This window comes from Leifsonia aquatica H1aii (assembly GCF_000633535.1).
GTDB lineage: Bacteria > Actinomycetota > Actinomycetes > Actinomycetales > Microbacteriaceae > Leifsonia > Leifsonia aquatica_A.
The window spans coordinates 481,687-502,289 of record NZ_AYMR01000009.1 but is presented as its reverse complement, the minus strand read 5'-3'; the positions used below and the strand labels follow the sequence as shown (position 1 = coordinate 502,289).

At 71.2% G+C, this 20,603-nt stretch carries 20 protein-coding genes; 3 read left to right on the top strand and 17 right to left on the bottom strand.

Annotation, left to right across the window (positions count from 1 at the left end):
* Nucleotides 1–69: 69 nt before the first annotated feature.
* The 5 genes from U870_RS0111025 to U870_RS0111005 all read right to left on the bottom strand — a co-directional run bounded on the left by U870_RS0111025 (nt 70) and on the right by U870_RS0111005 (nt 5,278).
* Complete coding sequence (locus U870_RS0111025; protein ID WP_025157445.1) at nt 70–783, bottom strand: ABC transporter ATP-binding protein; 714 nt, start codon at nt 781–783, stop codon at nt 70–72.
* Nucleotides 770–1,702, bottom strand: coding sequence for an ABC transporter ATP-binding protein (locus U870_RS0111020; RefSeq protein ID WP_025157444.1), 933 nt, complete (start codon nt 1,700–1,702; stop codon nt 770–772). Before U870_RS0111020 ends, U870_RS0111025 begins: the two co-directional genes overlap by 14 nt.
* A complete protein-coding gene (locus tag U870_RS0111015; RefSeq protein ID WP_025157443.1) occupies nt 1,699–2,940 on the bottom strand; it encodes a branched-chain amino acid ABC transporter permease in 1,242 nt (413 codons plus the stop codon). The genes U870_RS0111020 and U870_RS0111015 overlap by 4 nt, the downstream gene beginning before the upstream one ends.
* Nucleotides 2,937–3,944: a branched-chain amino acid ABC transporter permease gene (locus U870_RS0111010; RefSeq protein ID WP_025157442.1), complete on the bottom strand. Its 1,008-nt coding sequence runs from the start codon at nt 3,942–3,944 to the stop codon at nt 2,937–2,939. Before U870_RS0111010 ends, U870_RS0111015 begins: the two co-directional genes overlap by 4 nt.
* 113 nt (nt 3,945–4,057) lie before the next feature.
* Nucleotides 4,058–5,278: a branched-chain amino acid ABC transporter substrate-binding protein gene (locus tag U870_RS0111005; RefSeq protein ID WP_025157441.1), complete on the bottom strand. Its 1,221-nt coding sequence runs from the start codon at nt 5,276–5,278 to the stop codon at nt 4,058–4,060.
* Between the two features lie 309 nt (nt 5,279–5,587).
* On the opposite strand from U870_RS0111005, the gene U870_RS0111000 reads away from it, so the two are divergent.
* Nucleotides 5,588–6,589 (top strand): GNAT family N-acetyltransferase, encoded by a 1,002-nt coding sequence (locus tag U870_RS0111000; protein WP_025157440.1) that lies wholly within the window; start codon nt 5,588–5,590, stop codon nt 6,587–6,589.
* A gap of 147 nt (nt 6,590–6,736) precedes the next feature.
* Here U870_RS0111000 and U870_RS0110990 read toward each other — a convergent pair whose 3' ends face one another.
* From U870_RS0110990 to U870_RS0110940, 11 genes are all read right to left on the bottom strand, one after another.
* Nucleotides 6,737–7,498, bottom strand: a complete 762-nt coding sequence (locus U870_RS0110990) for an ATP-grasp domain-containing protein (protein WP_029947480.1) — start codon at nt 7,496–7,498, stop codon at nt 6,737–6,739.
* Nucleotides 7,499–7,509: 11 nt separating this feature from the next.
* Entirely contained in the window at nt 7,510–8,421 is a 912-nt protein-coding gene (mutM, locus tag U870_RS0110985; protein WP_025157438.1) for a bifunctional DNA-formamidopyrimidine glycosylase/DNA-(apurinic or apyrimidinic site) lyase, read from the bottom strand.
* Nucleotides 8,399–9,127 (bottom strand): ribonuclease III, encoded by a 729-nt coding sequence (rnc, locus tag U870_RS0110980; protein WP_025157437.1) that lies wholly within the window; start codon nt 9,125–9,127, stop codon nt 8,399–8,401. The genes mutM and rnc overlap by 23 nt, the downstream gene beginning before the upstream one ends.
* Nucleotides 9,128–9,140: 13 nt before the next feature.
* The gene (gene rpmF / locus U870_RS0110975; protein ID WP_021759817.1) at nt 9,141–9,344 is read right to left on the bottom strand and encodes a 50S ribosomal protein L32; all 204 of its coding nucleotides are present in this window, start codon (nt 9,342–9,344) and stop codon (nt 9,141–9,143) included.
* Nucleotides 9,345–9,346: 2 nt separating this feature from the next.
* A complete protein-coding gene (locus tag U870_RS0110970) occupies nt 9,347–9,844 on the bottom strand; it encodes a YceD family protein (protein ID WP_052357689.1) in 498 nt (165 codons plus the stop codon).
* Nucleotides 9,845–9,921: 77 nt separating this feature from the next.
* On the bottom strand, nt 9,922–12,186 hold the full coding sequence (locus U870_RS0110965; protein WP_025157435.1) for a transglutaminaseTgpA domain-containing protein: 2,265 nt from the start codon (nt 12,184–12,186) through the stop codon (nt 9,922–9,924).
* Complete coding sequence (locus tag U870_RS0110960) at nt 12,179–13,486, bottom strand: DUF58 domain-containing protein (RefSeq protein WP_025157434.1); 1,308 nt, start codon at nt 13,484–13,486, stop codon at nt 12,179–12,181. Before U870_RS0110960 ends, U870_RS0110965 begins: the two co-directional genes overlap by 8 nt.
* Before the next feature lie 4 nt (nt 13,487–13,490).
* A complete protein-coding gene (locus U870_RS0110955; protein ID WP_025157433.1) occupies nt 13,491–14,552 on the bottom strand; it encodes an AAA family ATPase in 1,062 nt (353 codons plus the stop codon).
* Nucleotides 14,553–14,565: 13 nt separating this feature from the next.
* A complete protein-coding gene (coaD, locus tag U870_RS0110950) occupies nt 14,566–15,048 on the bottom strand; it encodes a pantetheine-phosphate adenylyltransferase (protein WP_025157432.1) in 483 nt (160 codons plus the stop codon).
* A 55-nt stretch (nt 15,049–15,103) separates the two neighbouring features.
* Nucleotides 15,104–17,320, bottom strand: coding sequence for an ATP-dependent DNA helicase RecG (locus U870_RS0110945; protein ID WP_025157431.1), 2,217 nt, complete (start codon nt 17,318–17,320; stop codon nt 15,104–15,106).
* A complete protein-coding gene (locus tag U870_RS0110940) occupies nt 17,317–18,057 on the bottom strand; it encodes a hypothetical protein (RefSeq protein WP_025157430.1) in 741 nt (246 codons plus the stop codon). Before U870_RS0110940 ends, U870_RS0110945 begins: the two co-directional genes overlap by 4 nt.
* 78 nt (nt 18,058–18,135) lie before the next feature.
* Between U870_RS0110940 and rsmD the strand changes: the two genes are divergently transcribed.
* Entirely contained in the window at nt 18,136–18,708 is a 573-nt protein-coding gene (gene rsmD, locus U870_RS0110935) for a 16S rRNA (guanine(966)-N(2))-methyltransferase RsmD (RefSeq protein WP_025157429.1), read from the top strand.
* A 96-nt stretch (nt 18,709–18,804) separates the two neighbouring features.
* On the opposite strand, the gene thiL is transcribed toward rsmD, so the two are convergent.
* Nucleotides 18,805–19,806 carry a thiamine-phosphate kinase gene (gene thiL, locus U870_RS0110930; RefSeq protein ID WP_025157428.1) on the bottom strand — a complete coding sequence of 334 codons (1,002 nt, stop codon included), beginning with the start codon at nt 19,804–19,806 and terminating at the stop codon, nt 18,805–18,807.
* 26 nt (nt 19,807–19,832) lie between these two features.
* On the opposite strand from thiL, the gene U870_RS0110925 reads away from it, so the two are divergent.
* Entirely contained in the window at nt 19,833–20,357 is a 525-nt protein-coding gene (locus U870_RS0110925; protein ID WP_115644429.1) for a DUF3515 family protein, read from the top strand.
* The last annotated feature ends 246 nt before the right edge of the window (nt 20,358–20,603 follow it).

Genomic DNA, 20,603 nt, shown 5'->3' with positions numbered 1-20,603 from the left:
CGCGCTGCACGGCGTGAGTCGCCGCGGTGGCCGCCGGGCGGCGGCCACGCGACGACCCGCACCCGGGCGTCAGCCGACACCCAGGTAGGCCTCTTTGATGGCAGGATCGGCGAGCAGCTCCCTGCCCGTCCCCGAGCGGGTGATGCTCCCCGTCTCCAGCACGAACGCCCGGTTCGCCCTGGCCAGCGCCTGGTTGGCGTTCTGCTCGACCAGCAGCACGGTCGTCCCCTGCTGGTTGATCTCGGAGATGATCGAGAAGATCTGCTTGATGAACTGCGGCGCGAGCCCCATCGACGGCTCGTCCAGCAGCAGCAGCCGCGGGCTCGACATGAGCGCACGGCCGATCGCGAGCATCTGCTGCTCGCCGCCGGACATGGTGCCGCCGACCTGCGTCTTGCGTTCCGCCAACCGGGGGAAGAGCCCGAAGACGCGCTCGAAGTCGGCGGACATCCCGCTGCGGTCCTTGCGGCCGAACGCCCCCATGTCGAGGTTCTCCATCACCGTCATGCCGGGGAAGATCCCCCGGCCCTCCGGCGCTTGGGAGATGCCGCGGACCACGCGGATGTGCGCCTTCATCTTGGTGATGTCCTGGCCGTCGAAGTGGATCGTGCCCTGCGACGGGTTCAGGATGCCCGAGATCGTCTTCATCGTGGTCGACTTGCCGGCGCCGTTCGCACCGATCAGGCTGACGATCTCGCCCTCCTCGACGGAGAACGACATGTCGTGGATGGCCTCGATGCGCCCGTACGAGACGCTCACGTTCTTCAGTTCAAGCAACGTCATCTTCGGGCTCCCCCAGGTAGGCGGCGATCACGCGCGGGTCGTTGCGGATCGCGGTCGGGACGTCGTCGGCCAGCTTGCGGCCGAACTCCAGCACCACGATGCGGTCGGTGACGCCCATCACCAGCCGCATGTCGTGCTCGATCAGCAGCACGGTGTAGCCGTCGGCGCGGATGGTGCGGATGAGGTCCATCAGGTCCTCCTTCTCCGCGGGGTTGAAGCCGGCGGCCGGCTCGTCGAGGCAGAGCACCTTCGGGTCGGTCGCCAGGGCGCGCGCGATCTCCAGCCTGCGCTGGTACCCGTAGGGCAGTTGACGCGACGCCGTGCTGGCGAGGTCGGCGATGCCGACGAACTCGAGCAGCGCCATCCCGCGCTCGATCGACGACTTCTCCTCGCGGATGTGCCGCGGGGAGCGTACGAGCGCGCCGGGCACGCTGGTGCGGTGCCGGGCATCCAGGCCGACCACCACGTTCTCCAGTGCGCTCATCTCACCGAACAGGCGGATGTTCTGGAACGTGCGCGCGAGTCCGAGCCGGGTGATCCGGTGCTGCTTCTGCCCCTTGATCGAGGTCCCCTCCAGCAGCACGTCGCCGCTGGTGGGCTTGTAGACACCGGTCATCGCGTTGAAGCAGGTGGTCTTGCCCGCCCCGTTCGGCCCGATCAGGCCGAGGATCTCGCCGCGCTTGATGTCGAAGCTCACGTCGTCGAGGGCGGTCAGACCACCGAACTTCACGGTGAGGTTCTTCACCTCCACCAGTTTGTCGCCGACCTCCACCGCGATCTCGCGGTCGGGAGCGGCGGCCGCGGCCACCTCCAGGTCGACGTCGAGGTCGGCCAGGGCTTCGGGGTCCGCGCCTTCGGGCAGCTCGGCGCCCTCGGGCAGGGCGGCACCCTCGGGCGACTCGTCGCGGGCGTCGGTCATGATGCGCCTCCGTTCGGCGTGACAGGGGTGCTCGGTGGAGCGGGTGGCGCCGGCGGGGTCGGCGACGAGGAGGGGGTGCTCCCGGTCGTCGGCGGTGGCGTCGGTTTGCTCACCAGGTACTTGTACGCGTTCCGGCCGTAGGCGAGCAGCCGCTGCTTGGCGGGCACGAGGCCCTTCGCACGGAAGATCATCAGCACCACCAGGGCGACGCCGAAGATCAGGTACTTGTAGTCGGCGATGGCGGTGAAGCGCAACGGGATGTACGCGACGATCGCACCGCCGAGCAGCGCGCCGACCTTGTTGCCCGTCCCGCCGAGGACCACCGCCGCGAGGAAGAGGATCGAGGTCTGCACGTCGAACTTCTGGTTGTTCACGAAGCCGACCTGACCGGCGAACAGGGCGCCGGAGAGTCCGCCGACGGCCGCGCCGATCGCGAACGCCCACACCTTGTACTTGAAGGTCGGGACGCCCATGATCTCGGCCGCGTCCTCGTCCTCCCGGATGGCGATCCATGCGCGGCCCACGCGGCTGCGCTCCATGTTGCCGACCAGCAGCAGCACGATGATGATGATCACCAGCGTCAGCCAATACCACGGCACGCCGTTGGAGTTGGAGAAGATCGGCACGCCCTTGGCGTCCTCCCCCGGTGGGTGACCCACGTTCTGGAAGCCGACCTGCCCCTTCAGCGCCGGGATGATCGTCGCCAGGATGCGGACGATCTCACCGAAGCCGAGGGTCACGATGGCGAGGTAGTCGCCGCGCAACCGCAGCGTCGGCACACCCAGCACCACGCCGAAGATCATCGCGACGACCATGGCCACCGGAATGGTCCACAGGTACGGGATCTTGACGAACGGCGAGTCCGGACTGGTCAGCATGGCCGCGGTGTACGAGCCGACGGCGAAGAACGCCACATAGCCCAGGTCGAGCAGCCCGGCGTAGCCGACCACCACGTTCAGGCCCACCGCGATCAGCGCGTAGACCGCCATGCTGAAACAGGCCAGCGGCCAGTCGTTGCCCGGCTCGGTGGTCAGCGGGAAGAAGTTGAGGTAGGGCAACGCGAACGCGAGCGCGACCACGATGAGCATCCACAGCCACTGCACCGGCCGGGGAAGCCGGTTCCAGCGGTCGCGGAAGCCCTGCAGGGGTCCCCCCTTCGTACGCCGGGCCTCCGCCGCATCGGTCGCTTGCGCGCTGCGCGCGTCGGGTAGGACCTTCGGTCCGTCTGTCGTGCTCATGCTCTGCTCCTCCCCAGCGAGGTACCGAGGATTCCGGTGGGCTTCACCAGCAGGACGAGCACCAGCACCACGAAGGCGATGACGTCGGTCCACTGCGAGTCGCCCAGCAGGATCTGTCCGTAGTTTCCGATCAATCCGAGCAGGAGTCCACCCAGAAGGGCGCCGCGCACGTTGCCGATGCCTCCCAGCACCGCCGCCGCGAACGCCTTGATGCCCAGCACGAAGCCGCCCGTGTAGATGACCCCCGACGGGACCAGCATCACGTAGAAGAGGGCCGCGGCGCCGGCGAGGATGCCGCCGAGCACGAACGTGATCACGATGATCCGCTCCTTGTTCACGCCCATCAGCGTCGCGGTGTCCGGGTCCTGTGCGACGGCGCGGATCCCGCGACCGGTGCGGGTGCGCCGGATGAACATGTCGGTGACGATCATGAGCACGACCGCCGCGATCACGATGATCAGCGACTGGTTGTTGATGATCGTGCCGAACACGTCGAAGACGGCGACCGGCCGGAACATCGTCACCGCCGGTTCGGCGTTCGCCCCGCGGATGACGAAGATCAGCGACTGGATGGCGAACGAGGCCCCGATGGCGGTGATGAGGAACGCCAATCGCGGGGCGTTCCGTTTTCGCAGCGGCCGGTAAGCGATGCGCTCGAGCAGGAAGGCCGTCGCCGCCGACGCCAGCATGCCGACCAGCAGGGCCAGCAGGATGTCGCCGACGATCGCCGCGAACGAGAGGTTCGGGATCGACGGTCCGAAGCCCAGCGAGGTGAGGGTGATGACGACGCCGTACGCGCCGACGATGAAGACCTCGGAGTGGGCGAAGTTGATCAGGTTCAGCACACCGTAGACGAGGGTGTAGCCCACGGCGATCAGGCCGTAGATGGCGCCGAACGTGAGCCCGTCGAAGGTGGCGCCCCAGAAGTTCTGTATGAGCGAGGGAACGTCGAAGTTGATCCAGGAATTGTCGATGACCGGGTGGAGGACAAGGGTTTCGAGCATTCAGGCATCCAGATCCATCGTGAAGGGATCGCCGTCGATCCCCTTCGGTGCGGACAGTGGGAATGAAGGATGCCGCGGGCCACGGTGGCCCGCGGCATCCTCACGGTGTCGCGCTATCCGATGGTGCCGATCGGCACGATCTTTCCGCCGTCGACCTTGTAGCCGTAGACGGTCGGGGCCTGGAGCTCGCCCTTGTCGTCCCACTTGTAGTGCTTGCTCAGACCGTCGGCGTCGTAGTTCTTCACCCAGTCGAGCAGGTCGGCACGGGTGGTCTTGCCCTTGTCGATGCCGGCGAGCAGGACGGTGGTGGCGTCGTAGCCCTCGATCGAGTACGTGCCCGGCTCGGCGTTGGCGAGCTTCTTGTACGCGGACTCGAAGTCGGGGATCAGCTCACCCGGGATGCACGGGCAGGTGAAGTAGGCATTGCTCGACGCGTCGCCGGCCAGCTTGATGAACTGGTCGTCCTTCACACCGTCCGGGCCGACGAACGTGCCGGTGAAGCCCTTGTTGACCAGCTGCTGGTCGAACGGGGCGCCCTCGGCGTAGTAGCCGGCGTAGTAGACCGCGTCCGGCTTGGCGTTGAGGATCTTCGACACCACGGCCGAGAAGTCCTTCTGACCCGTGGTCACCTTGTCGGTGCCCACCAGAGCGTCGCCCAGGGCCTGCGAGGTCTGGGTCCCGAGGCCGATGCCGTAGTCGGAGTCGTCCTGGACCAGGTAGACCTTCTTGGCCTTGAGCTGGCCGGTGAGGAACTTCGCCGCCGCCGGGCCCTGCACGGCGTCATTGCCGAGGCCGCGGAAGAAGGTCTTCCATCCGTTCTGCGTCAGGCCGGGGTTGGTGGCCGACGGCGTGATGTGGACCAGGCCCTGCTGCTCGAAGATGTTGCCCGTGGCCTTGGACTCGCCCGAGAACGGCAGGCCGACGACCCCGACGATGTCGGCCTCGTTGACCGCCTGGGTCACCGGGCCAGTCGCCTTGTTCGGGTCGCCCTCGGTGTCGAACTTCTTGAAGCCGACCTGGCAGTCCTTGTTCGCCTCGTTGTGCTGATTGATGGCGAGTTGGATGCCGTTGTAGATGTTGATGCCGAGCTGGGCGTTCGGACCCGTCTCCGCCCCGACGTAGCCGATCGTCAGGCCCGCGGGACAGGTCGCCTTGCCGTCGCCGGCCGGGAGGACCGCGTCCTTCGGGGTGTCGATCGAGGTGATCGCCGGAATGTCGACCTTCGAGTTCGAATCGGTCGATCCCCCGCTGGACGGCTGATTGGCACACCCTGCGAGGAGCAGTGCGACCGACGCTGCAACGGCCGCACCGATGGTGACTCTGTTTCGTAACATCTTCTGCCTCTCGACGTGAAATGCGTCACGAACGTGGCGTAGTTGCCACGTCGCACCACGAATATGTGTGCTGAGACTACATGCAATGCAAGCTTTTGCAACCGGGTCGTCGGGCGGGATTTACACGATCGAAATCAAACGCGTCCCCCGTCTTCACACGCGGCCTGGAGCGGATTAGGGTGGGTGGTTCCGGTGCCGGGCGCTGCTGCCCGACGACCCGTGAGGCGGAGGTGATGCGCGCTGGAGATCCGACGGCTGCCGCCTCCCGAACGGCTCGGAACGCCCGAGTCCGCCGCGTTCGAAGAACTCGTGGGCGTCCTGAACGGCATCGTCTACCGGCTCTGGGGCGACGACGACTTCGTCGAGACGGCCGAGGAGGCGCTCGCCGCCCTCCGCGAGCAGGACTACCACGAGAAGATCATCCTCGTCGCGATGGACGAGGGCGCCATCGTCGGGCGGGTGGAGGCCGACTTCCCCCTCGACGAGGACGCCGAGACCGTGTCCCTGCTCGTGGACGTGGTCCCGGCCCTGCGCAGCCGCGGCATCGGGTCGGCGCTGCTCGCGGCCGGCGAGGAGCTCGCGGCCGACGGCGGCCGCACGATCGTGAGCACCTACACCGAGCACCCCGTGCGCTCGCTGCCCGAGGAGGGCGCCTGGGTGCACGCGCCGGTCGGCACCGCCGGCCTGCCCGCCGAAGACCCCGGCGTGCGCTTCGCCCTGCGCCACGGCTATCGGCTCGGCCAGATCGAGCGCTCCAGCCAGCTCGAGCTCCCGTTGGCGGCTGTGCGCGAGGTCGCCCTCGCCAGCACCGCCGCCACGGCCGACGGCTACCGCGTGGTCTCCTGGTTCGGCTCGGCGCCCGACGAACTGCTGGACGGGTTCGCCGCGCTCAAGGAGCGCATGGCGGTGGACGTCCCGCAGAGCGGGATCGCCATCGACCGCGAGGCCTGGACCGGCGACCGGGTACGCGCCCAGGAACGTGAGCTGGCCGCCCGCGGCGAGCCGCTGCTCGTGACGGTCGCGCAGTGCGAGGCGAGCGGCGACCTCGCCGCGTACACCGAGATCGCGGTGCCGTCGGACGGGGTGAAGGCCGAGCAGTACGACACCCTGGTGGCGGCCGACCATCGCGGCCACCGGCTCGGCACGCTCGTCAAGCTCCACAACATCCACGAGCTCGGGCACCGCGCTCCGCACATCACACGCCTGCTCACCTGGAATGCCGACGAGAACGCGCCGATGATCGCGATCAACCGTGCCTTCGGCTTCCGCCCGCACGCTCTGACCGGGACGTGGCAGAAACGGCTGGGCTGAGGCGGACGAGCGAAGGACCCGCTCACACGTGGAACGTCGGATCCATCCGCTGGTGCAGGATCCGGATCACGTCGACACCGTCGGCACGGGCGATGGAGAAGACGAGACGAGTGCCGATGCCGTATCGCACGCATCTGCGCCAACCGGTCAGCTGGGACCGGCGGCCGGCCGGAGGAACCGCCGGTCCCGCGCGGCCACCTCGTCGGCGGGGCAGGACGCGCGCAGGATGACGTCGAGAGCCTTCTCGGGATCGGCGGCGTAGATGCCACTGGCCCAGGCGGCGTTGGCCTCGATCACCACGAGCCGGCCGTCCAGCACTCCCAGGTCGACGACGATTCCCGAGGGAAGCGTCGCGGCGACCTCGGCGAGCAGCGCGGCCGCGGGCCCGGCGATGCTCTCGGGAACCGGCCCGAGCATCTGCCCGCCGTCGGCGCTGTACTGACTCGACGCGTGCACCCCTCCGTCCAGGAGGTGGAAGCGGTACTCGGCCGTGAAGGCGACCACTCCGCTGACCAGCACGATCGTCGCCGGGTCGACGGCGTCCGCCCCCGGGAGGCGCGTGCCGTCCGTATAGACCATCGCGCGCAGCGACTTGTCGTTCGGCGACTTGATGAACGCCGGGTACCGCAGTCGCCAGGCCTCCGCGATCGGCATGGCCGCGATCTCGCGCCCCAGCATCGCGTGCGGGAGCTCGGCCAGCCACGTCATCGGCGGCTCGAGCAGCGCGATGCCGTGCCGTGGCGCGACGGCGTCGGCGAAGGTGGGGCCGGCGTGCACGTGGTGGGCGGCCGGCCCCATGTCGTCCGTCCGTGCCGGCTGCCGGACCAGCAGGCCGCGCCGCGTCGCGGCGTCGCGGACCCGACGCGCCGACGGGGTGAGATCCGGCGGGAGGAGCAGGCTTCTGGCCATGACGACGTCGCTCACCGCACCCGCTGGCAGCGCGGGCAGAAGTGGCTCCCGCGGTTCATGAAGTTCTCGCGCACGATCGGCGTCCCGCAGCGAGGGCACGGCTTGCCCTGCTGTCCGTAGGCGTTCAGGCTGTGGGCGAAGTAGCCGGAGTTGCCGTTGACGTTGACGTACTGGGCGTCGAAGCTGGTGCCCCCCTCGGCCAGCGCCTTCTCGAGCACGTGCCGCACCTCGGCGAGCAGGGTGCGGACCTTCGCCGGGCTCAGCGTCGACGCCTCCTGCGCGTAGTGGATGCGCGCCGCCCAGAGCGCCTCGTCGGCGTAGATGTTCCCGATGCCGCTGACCAGCGTCTGGTCGAGCAGGGCGCGCTTGATGCCGGTCTTCTTGCGGGACAGCGCAGCGGCGAAGGCACGGTCGTCGAACGCCGGGTCCAGCGGGTCGCGCGCGATGTGGGCGACCTGCGTCGGCACCAGGGGCTCGTCGGTGCCGAGACCGGCCGGGGCGCCGTCCGCGGTGGGGACGAGCGCGTCCACGGCCATCGAGCCGAAGATCCGCTGGTCGACGAAGTGGACCCACAGCTCGCGACGGGATCCGTCGGGTGCGGGAGCCGTCTCGAGGTGCAGCCGGATGCGCAGCAGGCCGGACTCCACCGCACCCGGGTCGCGCAGCAGGATCTGCCCGCTCATGCCGAGGTGGGCGACGATCGCCTGACGGGGTTCGCCGTCCAACGGGATCCAGAGGAACTTGCCGCGACGGGCAGGCGTGCGCATCACGCGGCCGGTGAGCAGCGCCTCGAACTCTCCCGCCACCGGGTCGTGCCTCTTCAGCGAGCGTGGTTCGAGCACCTCGACGCCGAGGACGGTCGCACCGGAGACCGCGGGAGCGAGCCCGGCACGGACGACCTCAACCTCGGGAAGCTCGGGCACGACGTCTCGTCAGCTCGGTCCAGGCGTTGAGGGCGGCGGCCATCTCGGCCTGCTTCTTGCTGGTCCCCTCGCCCTCGGCGGTGACGAGCTCGCCGACCGCCACGGAGGCGTGGAAGAGCTTGGAGTGGTCCGGCCCGGTGCTGGTCACCGTGTAGACGGGAAGGCCGGCTCCGCGGTGCGCGGCCGCCTCCTGCAGGCTCGTCTTCGGGTCCATCGCCGCACCGAAGCGGGCCGGGTCGCCCAGCAGCGGCTCGACCAGGCGCAGCACGAGTGCCGTCGCCTCGGTGCCGCCGGCATCGAGGTAGGCCGCGCCGATGATCGCCTCGACCGTGTCGGCCAGGATGGAGGCCTTCTCGCGGCCTCCGCTCTGGTTCTCGCCTCGGCCCAGCAGGAGGTACTCCCCCAAGCCGATGCCACGGGCGACCTCCGCCAGCGCGACCGAGCTGACCAGGCTGGCCCGCCGCTTGGCGAGCTCCCCCTCATCGAGGTCGGGATTCTCGCGGAACAGCTTGACCGTGACGGCCTGGCCGAGGATCGAGTCGCCGAGGAACTCGAGGCGCTCGTTGTTCGGGATGCCGCCGTGCTCGTACGCGTAGGAGCGATGGGTCAGCGCAAGCCCGAGAAGCTCGGGGTCGATGTCGACTCCGAGCTTCTCGATGAGTGCAGTGCGGTCGGAGTTCTCCCCGACGACGCTGTGCCCTCTCATTGCTGAGGGACGATCAGACGTCAGCGACCTTGCGGCCCTTGTACTCGAGGAAGAGGGCGGTGCCCGCCGAGTCCTCGACGACCTTCGCACGGTGCGGGAGGCTGTAGGTGACCTTGCCACCCTCGACCGTCTTGACGAGCGTGGGGACCTCGGCCTTCCACTGCGAACGACGGGCGCGGGTGTTGGCGCGAGACTGCTTCCGCTTCGGAACGGCCATGACTATCTCTCTTCTGTGTTCCCGGTGGACGGGGTGGATTCATCGGTGTCGGAAGCCTGGAAAGCCGCGAGCGCAGACCAACGATGATCGATGGGCTGGGTGGGCTCCCGGTCCGGTACATCCGCCAGCCGTTCGCCGGTCTCGGGGTCAAGACCTGGGCAATCCGGCCGGCACACCGGCTGAAACGGCAGTGACAGCACTACCGTGTCCCTGATCAGAGGTTCAAGATCCACGTGGTCGTCGTGAACCTCATAATCGAAAGCTTCTCCAGAAGGATACGCGAAAAGTTCCTGGAAATCGACTTGGACAGGCCGTTCGATGTCGATCAGGCAGCGTCCGCACACACCCGTGGCGGTCGTCGAGCCCTCGCCGGTGACGAGGATCCCCTCGTGCACGGACTCCAGTCGCAGGTCGAGATCGAGGTTCGCCCCTTCCGGCACCGCGAGCAGTCCTTCGCCGAGCTTCTCCCGCACGGGGATGGCCAGCTCCTGCTCGCGCATGGCCCCCGGCTTGTGCACGAGGTCGTACACATTGACCGTGTACGGAGTCTTCTTGAACGTGGTCACGGTCCGCTAGTCTACGCGGCGCTTCCCGGGCTCGCAGGGACCGGCCAGCCTGCTGGCAGCAAGGACACAGGCAGGAGCACCGCACGCAGCCGCCGGCCGGGCCCGGCACGTTCCTCCAGTGCACTGAGCACGCGCTCGAGATCGTCGCGCAGGCCGACCGTCGATCCGCGCACAGGCGGCCCGTACGAGTCGCGTTCCCGCACGGCGAGCAGACGCAGCACGGCCTCCTGCCCCGGCGACCCATCGACGGCCACGGCCAGCCGGCCCGCGAAGGCGCGCGGCGTCTCGGTCTCCGGAGCACTCCAGCCCAGATCGCGCGCGGTGTCGCGCAGCTCCGCCCAGACGACGGCGGCACCGCCCGACGCCTCGGACAGTCGTCTCAACCGATGCCGGCGGCGCACCCGGCGAGCGATCGCGGGGATGAGCAGCACGGCGATCACCAGGACGGCGATGCCCACGCCCGAGAGCACGGGCTGCAGAGGCGAAGGCGTGGAGACGGCGGCCGCACCGGAGGACTGGGCCGGATCGGTCGGCACGATCCGCTTCGGCGCCGAGGTGGCCCCGGAGTTCGGGGCCGACGTCGGCGCGGCGGCCGCGGTGTCCGCCCGGGTGTAGCTCGGGATGGTGCCCCGACCCACCGTCGGCTCGAACGGGACCCAGCCGACACCGGCGAAGTACAGCTCCGGCCACGCGTGCAGATCGTCGCTGGTCACGGTGTACTCGCCCGGGTTGTTGGCGGTGCCGCCGCCTGTCGCACCGGGGAGGTATCCCTCCGCCACACGCGACGGGATGCCGAGGGAACGGGCCATCAGTGCCATCGCCGACGCGAAGTGCACGCAGTACCCGCTCTTCGCCTCCAGGAACGCCGCGATCACGCGGGCCCCGTCGCCGTCGTAGCCCTGCTTGAGCGGCGTCTGGGTGGAGTACACGAACCCGTTGTCGCGGAAGTAGTCCTGCAGGGCGACGGCCTGCTCGTACTCCGACGTCGCCCCCTCCGTCGCGGCGACCGCCGTGCTCTGGATGATCGCCGGCATGTTCGGCGGAAGGAAGAGGTCGCGCTGCACGTCCTCCGGCACGACTCCGCCCGCCTCCTTGAGCTGTTCGGCGGTCGGCTGCAGCAGCAGGCTGGTCGCCGTGTACTTCTGATCCGACGTGGTGGTGTTGATGCCGCCGATGGTCAGATCGTCCGGGTCCCACGACCACGTCCCGGTCAGACCCTTGATCGACTGCACCGGTGCGGGCACGGGCAGCCAACGGCTCTGCATGTTGTCGATCGACACCGTCGTCGTGATCTTGGTGGTCGGCACGGCGGCCGACAGCCCCGCGACCGGACCGATCGGCATCCCCTCGGCCAGGCGTTTCGTGTCGCGCTCGCGGTGCTTCCAGACCGAGCCGGTGAACTGGTCGAGCGACGCGAGCTTCAGGTACTGGCCGGTGGGCGCGGTCGTCGTGTAGGTCAGCGCCCGCACCGCGGTCGGGCGTCGGAGGTCCTTGCCGAGATCGATCAGCGGGGTGACGGTGCCCCCGATGTTGATGCCGCCCGCGGTGAAGGAGGCCGCGCCGCCGCGGTCGAATCCCGGGGCCGTCGCCGCCAGGAGCAGGGCGACCACCGTGGCGGAGGCCCCGACCGCGAGCGCAGCGCCCGGTCGGGGCGAACCCGGGCGCCGCGTGCGCACATCCGCCCGCAGCAGCCAGAGGTAGGCGATGGCGGAGAGCGCCAGGGCGCTCGGATCGAGGCCGTCGCCGAGCAGCGCACCGGGGACCACCAGCACCGCCCCCACCCCGAGCGCGGTGAAGGCGGGCGCCCGGATCGCAACGGCGACCGTGTCGAGGATGACGGCGATGAGGCACGCCCCGCCGGTCACCAGGAAGAGGAACTCGGGAAGGCTGTCCGCCGGGGTGCCCTGCTGGTAGATCGAGAGCATCGCCTGCTGCAGCAGGCTCCACCAGTGCGCGAACGTCGCCGGCGTCGGCACGACGGCCAGCAGACCCGTCCCGCCACCGAAGACCGCCGTCATGACGAACCCGCCCAGCACGATCTCCAGCACGGGCACCAGGCCCCGGTGCACGCCCAGCGTGCGCAGACCCGCTCCGGCGACGAGCAGGAAGGCGGCGGTCAGCATGAGCGCGAACCACCAGCCCACGCCCTGGATGAGCCCCACCAGCGCCACCGACACCGCGAGCATCTGCAGGATCATGGCCCCGGTGAGCCGCCAATAGCCGACACGACGCCGGATCGTGCGGGAGGCGGGGAGGACGACGGACTCGCTAGCCACGGCTCACCGCCCGCTGCCGCACCAGCGCCCGCTGCCAGCAGGCCGCCGGGTCGTCGTCCGGCGCGTACGGGACGCAGAGCCAGCCGGCATCCACCAGCACCTCCTCCACGTCCGCGGGCGTCGAGGCGGCGAGGAAGGCCACGGCCGGGTCCCCCATCGAACGCAGCGCGGCGAGGGATCCGAGTTCCCCCGTGCCGCCGAGGAAGAAGGCGAAGACCGGGACGGAACGGCCGGCGCGCCGCAGCCCGGTCGCGAGCTCGGCGACGGCGTCGTCGCGCGGGGCCACGCCCGCCTCCACGCCCGCGAGGTCCGCCAGCAGCAGGCGGTCCGCCCCGCCGAGGTCGTAGGTGGGGCTGGTCGCCCCGAGGGTCCCCGTGCGACCGGCGCCGCTGCGGCCGTTCAGCTGACGCTCGGCGGTCTCGACCACGTTGACCGCGAAGCCCTCGTCGAGCAGGTGGACGCCCACCGAGGCGACCAGATCCATCTGCGCCTCGACAGCGGCCTCGCCGGCGAGACCGCCGCGGGTGTCCAGCAGCAGCCAGGCCTCCGGGTTGCTGCGCTGCTCTTCCTGCCGAACCATCAACTGGTCGTGGCGCGCCGTGGCCCGCCAGTGCACGCGGCGCAGCGGGTCGCCCGGCCGGTACTCGCGGGCGATCAGCTCGTCGGCGCTCGGGATGCTGTGCCGCAGCAGCTCGTGCTCGGTGCCCTCGCTGTGCGCGATGTCGAGCTCCCCGCGCGTCAGCGGCACGACCCGCGGCGTGACCAGCAGCGACCGCGGCTGGCCGAGCGCATACTCCGCGTAGGCGATCCCGAACGGGTCGGTGCGGCTGATGACCAGCGGGCCGATCGGGTGCGATCCGCGCTTCTCGGCCACCACGTCCTGACGGAGGACCACGGTGTCGCGCCCGTGCATGCCGCTCGGCTCGTGCGGGCCGAGACGGGGGAAGGGCGCCCTCCGCTGCACCTCGATGCCGGCCGGGGCGAACTCCCGCCACCGGGCCGCCGGGCTGGGGCGCCCGACGAGGTTGCGCGCGGTCGTGACGACGGTCGTCTGCTCCCCCACCGCGACGACGTCGGGGTGGAAGCTCCGGGACACGCCGAGGCGCGGACGGTCCCAGGTCACCGAGATCATCGCCGCCAGCGGGAGGACCGTCAGGAAGACGCCGACGAACAGCACGTCGGTGCGTCCCAGGACGGCGGAGGCCACCAGCGCCACGACGCCCACGGCGCCCAGCGTCCATCCGCGCGCGGTGGGCCGCGGCTTGGTCAGCGGGCTGGAGGCCCGGCCGCGCGCCGGCACGCCGCTACCGCCCGCCCGCACCGATCGCGCCCGAGCCCACCGGGACCGGCGTCGCCGCGACGATCCGCCGGACGATGTCCGCGATCACCGGCGCGCTCTCGTGGTGGTGGCCCAGCGCGCGGCTCGTGGGGAGCAGCCGGTGCCCGAGCACCGGCACCGCGAGTGCGTCGATGTCGTCCGGGAGCACGAAGTCGCGGCCGTCGAGCGCCGCGAGCGCCTTCGCCGCCCTGACCAGTTGCAGGGTGGCCCGCGGACTCGCCCCGAGCCGCAGGTCGCGATCCTCACGGGTCGCCCGTACGAGGTCCACCGCGTACTGCTTGACGGGGGCCGAGGCGAACACGCTGCGCGCCGTGGTCATCATCGAGCGCAGCTGTTCGGACGTCACCACCGGCCCGATCCGCGAGAGCGGGCTGGAGGTGTCCCGCGTGGTGAGCATGGCCAGTTCGGAGTCCTCGTCCGGGTAGCCCATGGCGATCCGCGCCATGAAGCGGTCGCGCTGCGCCTCGGGAAGGGCGTAGGTGCCCTCCATCTCCACCGGGTTCTGCGTCGCGACGACGATGAAGGGCGCGGCGAGCGGATACGTCGACCCGTCGACGGTGACCTGCCGCTCCTCCATGCACTCCAGCAAGGCCGACTGGGTCTTCGGGCTGGCGCGGTTGATCTCGTCACCGATGACGATGTTCGCGAAGATCGCGCCCGGCTTGAACTCGAACCGCCGCTCGGCCTGGTTGTAGACCGAGACGCCGGTCACGTCGCTCGGCAGCAGGTCGGGCGTGAACTGGATGCGGCTGACCGTGCAGTCCACCGACTTCGCGAGCGACTTCGCCAGCATCGTCTTGCCGACCCCGGGGACGTCCTCGATCAGGAGGTGGCCCTCGGCGAGCAGCACCACCAGGGCGGTGCGCACGGCGTCGTGCTTGCCGTCGATCACGGACTCCACGTTCGCCGTGATCTGCTCGGCGGCACGGCGCAGCTCGGTCAGACCCATGGTCGGCGCGACGCGGCCGTCATCCTCCTCCGGTGCGACCGAGGGCTCCGTGGGCTGACGCGTCGCATAGCTGTTCATGGCTCCTGCACTCTCATCTCGATGACAGCAGTTCGAAGACTGCGGGCGGGACGTACGGGCTGACGTCGCCACCCAGCGCGGAGACCTGACGCACCAGCGAACTGGACACGTGCGCGTTGGCGGGGTTCGGCAGCAGGAAGACCGTCTCGACGTCGGCGAGGTGGCGGTTCACGATCGCCATCGGCGTCTCGTACGCGACGTCGACCTGCGACCGGATGCCCTTGACCAGCACGTGCGCCCCCACGTCCGTGCAGTAGTCGACCAGCAGGCCCATCGACCAGGACGCGACCACGATGGTGCCGGCGATCCCGGCCTCCTCGATCGACCGCTCCAGCAGCGAGACGCGCTGCGCGATGGGCAGCAGGGCCGACTTGTCCGGGTTGTGGACCACCACCACGTGGACCTCGTCCCAGAGCCGAGCGGCGCGCTCGATCACGTCGAGGTGACCGAGGGTGACCGGGTCGAACGATCCAGGGACTACGGCGATCCTGTTCATAGGGCACCAGACTATCCCGCGATAACCGTCATTTCGTTGTGAATCCGTTACCTTCTCACGACTTGCCGAGATAGGCGCGCTCGGCCTCGTCGAGCCGCCGGGCCAGCGCGGCCTGGAGGGCGGGGTGGCCGGCGAGGCCGCCGTCGGAGTCGAGCGTCTCGGCGGCGGCGACCCGCGCCTCGCCGATGAGGTCTCCGTCGGAGGCGACCCGCAGCAGCCGCAGCGACGAGCGCCCGCCCGACTGCCGGCTCCCGAGCACGTCGCCCTCCCGGCGCAGCTCGAGATCGACGTTCGCGAGCTCGAAGCCGTCGAGGGTGGCCGCGACCGCCTCCACGCGCTCCCGGGCGAGCGAGCCCTCCTCCGCTGCCGTGACCAGCAGGCAGAGCCCGGGGACGTCGCCGCGGCCGACCCGGCCGCGCAGCTGGTGCAGCTGGGACACGCCGAACCGGTCGGCATCGAGCACCACCATCGCCGAGGCGTTCGGAACGTTGACGCCGACCTCGATCACGGTGGTCGCGATCAGGAGGTCGAGGTCTCCGGCGGCGAACGCCCGCATGACCTCGTCCTTCGCCTCGCTCGGCAGCTTGCCGTGCAGCACGCCGATGCGGGACGCGGCGAACAGCGGATCGGCACGCACCTGCGCCGCCACGGCCTCCACGCTGGCGACCGCGCGCGGCGGCCCGTCGGCGGCGCCCGCATCGTCCGTCTCCTGGCCCTCGCCGTCGTCCTCGGCCTCCTTGCCGGTGATCGCCGGGCAGACCACGAAGACCTGCCGCCCCTTGGCGATCTCCTCCGAGGCGCGCTCCCAGATCCGGCGCTCCCAGCCGGGGCGGTCCGCCAGCGGCACGACGAAGCTCTCGATCCCCTGCCGCCCGGCGGGAAGCTGGGCGATCGTGGAGACGTCCAGGTCGCCGAACACGGTCATCGCCACCGTGCGCGGGATGGGCGTGGCGGTCAGCACGAGCACGTGCGGCGGAGTGCCGCCCTTCGCGCGCAGCGCCTCGCGCTGCTCGACGCCGAACCGGTGCTGCTCGTCGACCACGACGAGACCGAGGTCGAAGAAGGTGACGGCGTCACCCAGCAACGCGTGCGTGCCGATCACGATGCGTGCCTGCCCGGAGACGGTGCGCAGCAGCGCCCGCTTGCGCTCGGCCGCGCCGAGCTGCCCGGTGAGGAGGGTCGGCATGAGCTGGGCGGAGAGGTCGGGGCCGAGCATGGCCGCGATCGACCGCAGGTGCTGCGCGGCGAGCACCTCGGTCGGGGCGAGCAGCGCCGACTGGCCTCCCGAGTCGGCGACCGCGAGCATCGCGCGCAGGGCGACCAGGGTCTTGCCGGAGCCGACCTCGCCCTGCACCAGGCGATGCATCGCGGCCGTGCCGTCCAGGTCGCGGCTGATCTCGCTGCCGACGAGGGCCTGGTCGTCCGTGAGGGTGAACGGCATCGCCGCGTCGAAGCGCTCCAGCAGACCGCCCGGTTGCGCCCGTCGGGGCGTCGCGGCCACGACCCGGGCCGCCGCCCGCTGCTGCAGCAGCGCGGCCTGGAGCACGAACGCCTCCTGGAAGCGCAGCGCGTCGCGGGCGCGCTGCCACTGCGCATCCTTCTGCGGGCGGTGGATGCCTTCGAGCGCGTCCCGGTACGACACCAGGCCGCGCTCGGCGGCGACGGACGCCGGCACCGGGTCGGGGGCCGCGTCGAGCGCATCGAGGGCGAGCTCGACCGCCTTCTGCACCTGCCAGCTCGCCACCGTGCCCGTGGCCGGGTAGATCGGGATGGGCGTCTGCGCCCACGACTTCGCCGCCGCACTGCCCGGGTCGACGGCGTTGTCGGAGTCGGGCTCGAACAGCTCGTAGTCGGGATGCGCCAGCTGGAGCGCCCCGCGGTAGGCCGAGACCTTGCCCGCGAAGATCCCGCGGACGCCGGGCACCAGGTCCTTCGACCGCCAGGACTGGTTGAAGAACGTCAGGGTCAGGATCCCCTCGCCGTCGGAGATCTTCACCTCGAGGATCGACCCGCGCCGGGCGCGCATCGAACGCTCCTGCACGCGCAGCACCTCGGCGATGATGGTCACGTTCTCGTCGAGCGGGAGGTTGGCCAGCGCGGTGAGCTCGCCGCGGCGCGCGTACCGCCGCGGGAAGTGGTGCAGCAGGTCGCCGACCGTGCGCATCCCGAACGCCTTCTCGAACGCGGAGGCGGTGCGCCCGCCGAGCACGCCGCTGAGCCGCGAGTCGAGCGTGATCGCGCCCTCGGCGGCCGGGACGGAGGCGTTGGTCATGCTTCGATCGTAGGCGCAGCCCCCGTCAGCGCGGCGATCTCGGCGTCGACGTGCGGGTCGCCGGGGCGTTCGACGGCGAGCCGGCGCTGCACGGCGAGGGCTTCGTCCCCCCGCCCGGCTGCGCGCAGTCCCCGGCCCACCGCCCACCGCGCCGCGAAACGTTGATCGGCGGTGCCGTATTCGACCGCTGCCTCCCGGGCTCGCTCGAACTCGCGCAGCGCGGCCTGCGGCTCACCGGCGTCCAGGAGCGCCCAGCCGCGGTTGTTGCGGAGCGCGACCCGCCAGCGCAGGGTGCGGGGATCGGCCGTCTGCGCGAGGTCGGCGTCGGCCTCCTCCGTCCACTGCTCGCCGTGGCCGGGGTCGGTGATGGCGAGCATGTGCGCCGCGTCGACCGCGAGGAAAACCTCGTCCTCCCGTCGCGCGGCATGGAGCGCCGCCTCCAGCAGCTCCGTCGCCTCGGCCGTGCGCCCCTCCGTGTTCCGCAGCCGGCCTCGCTCCAGCAGGATCCGCACCTGGAGCGTCCCGGTCGCCGGTTCGAGCGAGGCGAGCAGTGCATCGGCCTCCGCGAACCGGCCCTGCAGCCCGAGGGCCCGCGCCCGCTGGGTCTCCAGCTCGGCACGGAGCAGTTCCGCGCGGTCCGGCTCGGCCGCGGCTGTCGCGAACCGCTCCGCGGACCCCACCGGGTCGTCGAAGTCCCACAACGCGTCGAGCTCGGGTTGATCGAGGCGCTCCACCATGGCCCCTATCTTGGTGGCACCACCCGCCGTTGACCAGTGCGCGATGGTCGTATCCGGTGCGGCTAGGCTCGGGATGCCATGACCCGCATCGTCTCCGGCTTCGCCGGCTCCCTCACCCTCCAAGTGCCCAAGAGCGGCACGCGGCCGACGAGCGACCGGGTGCGCGAGGCCGCCTTCTCCGCACTGGACGCACGCGGGGCCGTGCACGGCGCACGCGTGCTCGACCTCTACGCCGGTTCCGGCGCCCTCGGCCTCGAGGCGGCGAGCCGCGGCGCCGTCGCCGTGACGCTCGTCGAGCGCGGTCCCGCGGCCGCCCAGGTGTGCAAGCGCAATGCCGCCGCCGTCACCGCGGCCGCGCCGGCCTCCGCCCGCCCGAGGGTCGACGTGCGCGCGACGAGCGTGCAGTCGTACCTCGGCGGAGCCTCCGGCCCGTTCGACCTCGTCTTCATCGACCCGCCGTACGACGTGGACGACGCCGAGCTGCTCGGCGTCCTGACCGCGCTCGTCCCGCTGCTGGCCCCCGAGGCCTCGGTCTGCGTGGAGCGCAGCTCCCGCACCGGCGAGCCGTCGCTCCCCACGGGGCTGGAGCTGGTGCGCCGCAAGGACTACGGCGAGACCGTCCTCTTCTGGCTGGAGCCCGTCGCGGCGTAGCCGCGCGCAGCCGCGGGGTCGCGAACCGTCGCTCAGACGGGGCCCGAGCGACGAACTGCGCCCCCGCCGTACGAGCGGGCAGGGGTGAGCCGGCGGTCAGCCGGCCGCGCCGTCCCATTCGAGATAGGGGTCCCAGCCGCCTCGCTCGTCGAAGGGTCGGCCGGCGACGAGGAGGCCCGCGCCCTCCCGCACCGTGCCGATGCGCCGGAAGCCGCCCGGGAGCACGGCGTCGGGCGGGAAGGCGGCGAAGAGGCTGTGGTCCTCTCCCCCGGTCAGCGCCGCACGGGGGGCTCCCCCGAGCAGCGTCGGATCGAGATCGATGGCCACGCCGCTCGCCTCGGCCACCCGGCGGGCGTCCAGCGCCAGGCCGTCGCTGAGGTCGAGCATCGCGGTCGCCCCCGCCTCCGCCGCCCGGGGCCCGTCCAGGATCGGCGGTCGCGGGCGCAGCTGGGCCATGACGGCCTCGGGATGCTCGGCCGCCACCGCGTGGAACCGTTCCCGGCTGGGCACCCCCTGCCCGTCGACGGCCTCGGAGAACAAGAGCCGCAGTCCGTCCGCCGCGGCGCCCAGCGTGCCCGACACCGCGACCACATCTCCCGGGCGTGCGCCGCTGCGCAGGACCGGCGGACGACCCTGGAGGTCGCCGAAGGCCGTCACCGCGAAGGTCAGGGTCTCCGAGACCGACAGGTCGCCTCCCACGACCCCGCAGCCCGGCGCGAGTGCCTCGCAGGCGAGGCGGAGCCCGTCAGCGATCGCCTCCAGGTCGGCGACGGCCATCGTGGTCGGGGCTGCGATGGCGACGACGAGCGCGGTCGGCACGGCGCCCATCGCTGCGACATCGGACAGGTTGGTGGCCGCGGCCTTCCAGCCCAGATCCTCCGGCGACGACCAGGCCAGCCGGAAGTCGGGGCCGTGCACCATCATGTCCGTCGTCACGACGTACCGTCCGTCCGGAGCGGCCAGGACCGCCGCGTCGTCCCCCGGTCCGACCAGCGTCGCCGCCGACCCGGGCAGCCGCGGGAAGATGCGGCGCAGCGCCTCCCGCTCGGAGGCCTCCCCGATCGTGCCGCCGGTCGCCGTGCTCTCAGACATTCCCATGTCTGGAAACGCTAGCCTGAATCATTGTGTCCGTACGCCGCACCGCCCTCGCCGCCGTCCTCGCCGCCGCCGCCCTCGCCCTCGCGGGCTGCGCGCCCACCGTCTCGCTCGAGCCCGGAGCCGCGGCCAACGACCCCGGCTGCGCGGAGATCAGCGTGCGCCTGCCCGACTCCGTCGCCGGCAAGGACAAGCGGGTGACCGACGCCCAGGCCACCGGCGCCTGGGGCGACCCGGCCGCCGTCATCCTGCGCTGCGGGGTCCCTCCCATCGGCCCCACCACGCAACCGTGCGTCAACGTGAACGGCGTGGACTGGGTCCTGATGACCGAGCCGACGGCCAAGACCGTCGTCTACCAGACCTTCGGCCGCACCCCGGCGACGGAGGTCGTGATCGACCACGTCTCGGGAGCCTCCGACTCGTCGGTGCTGCCGGAGTTCGCCTCCGCCGTCTCGACGATCAAGCAGACCCGCCAGTGCCTCTCCACGCTGGACACGAGCCTCACCCCGACCGCGACCCCGACGCCCGCGCCCACCAGCACCCCGGCCGGCTGACCGCCGCCGCGTCGCCGACGCGCCGCCGCGCCGCGTAAGTCCCGAACCGCAGCGCACCGGGCCGCCTACCCGCCGCTCGCTGACCGCCCCCAATCGCCACAGCACGGCGACCGCGGTCGCACGGGACGTGCGCGGCCGCTCGGGACGTGCGCGGCCGCACGGGACGTGCGCGGTCGGGCGCCGCGCCGCGTTCGTCCCGAACCGCAGCGCTCGCCCCCACGCGAGACGCGGCGAGGCCGCGGCTGC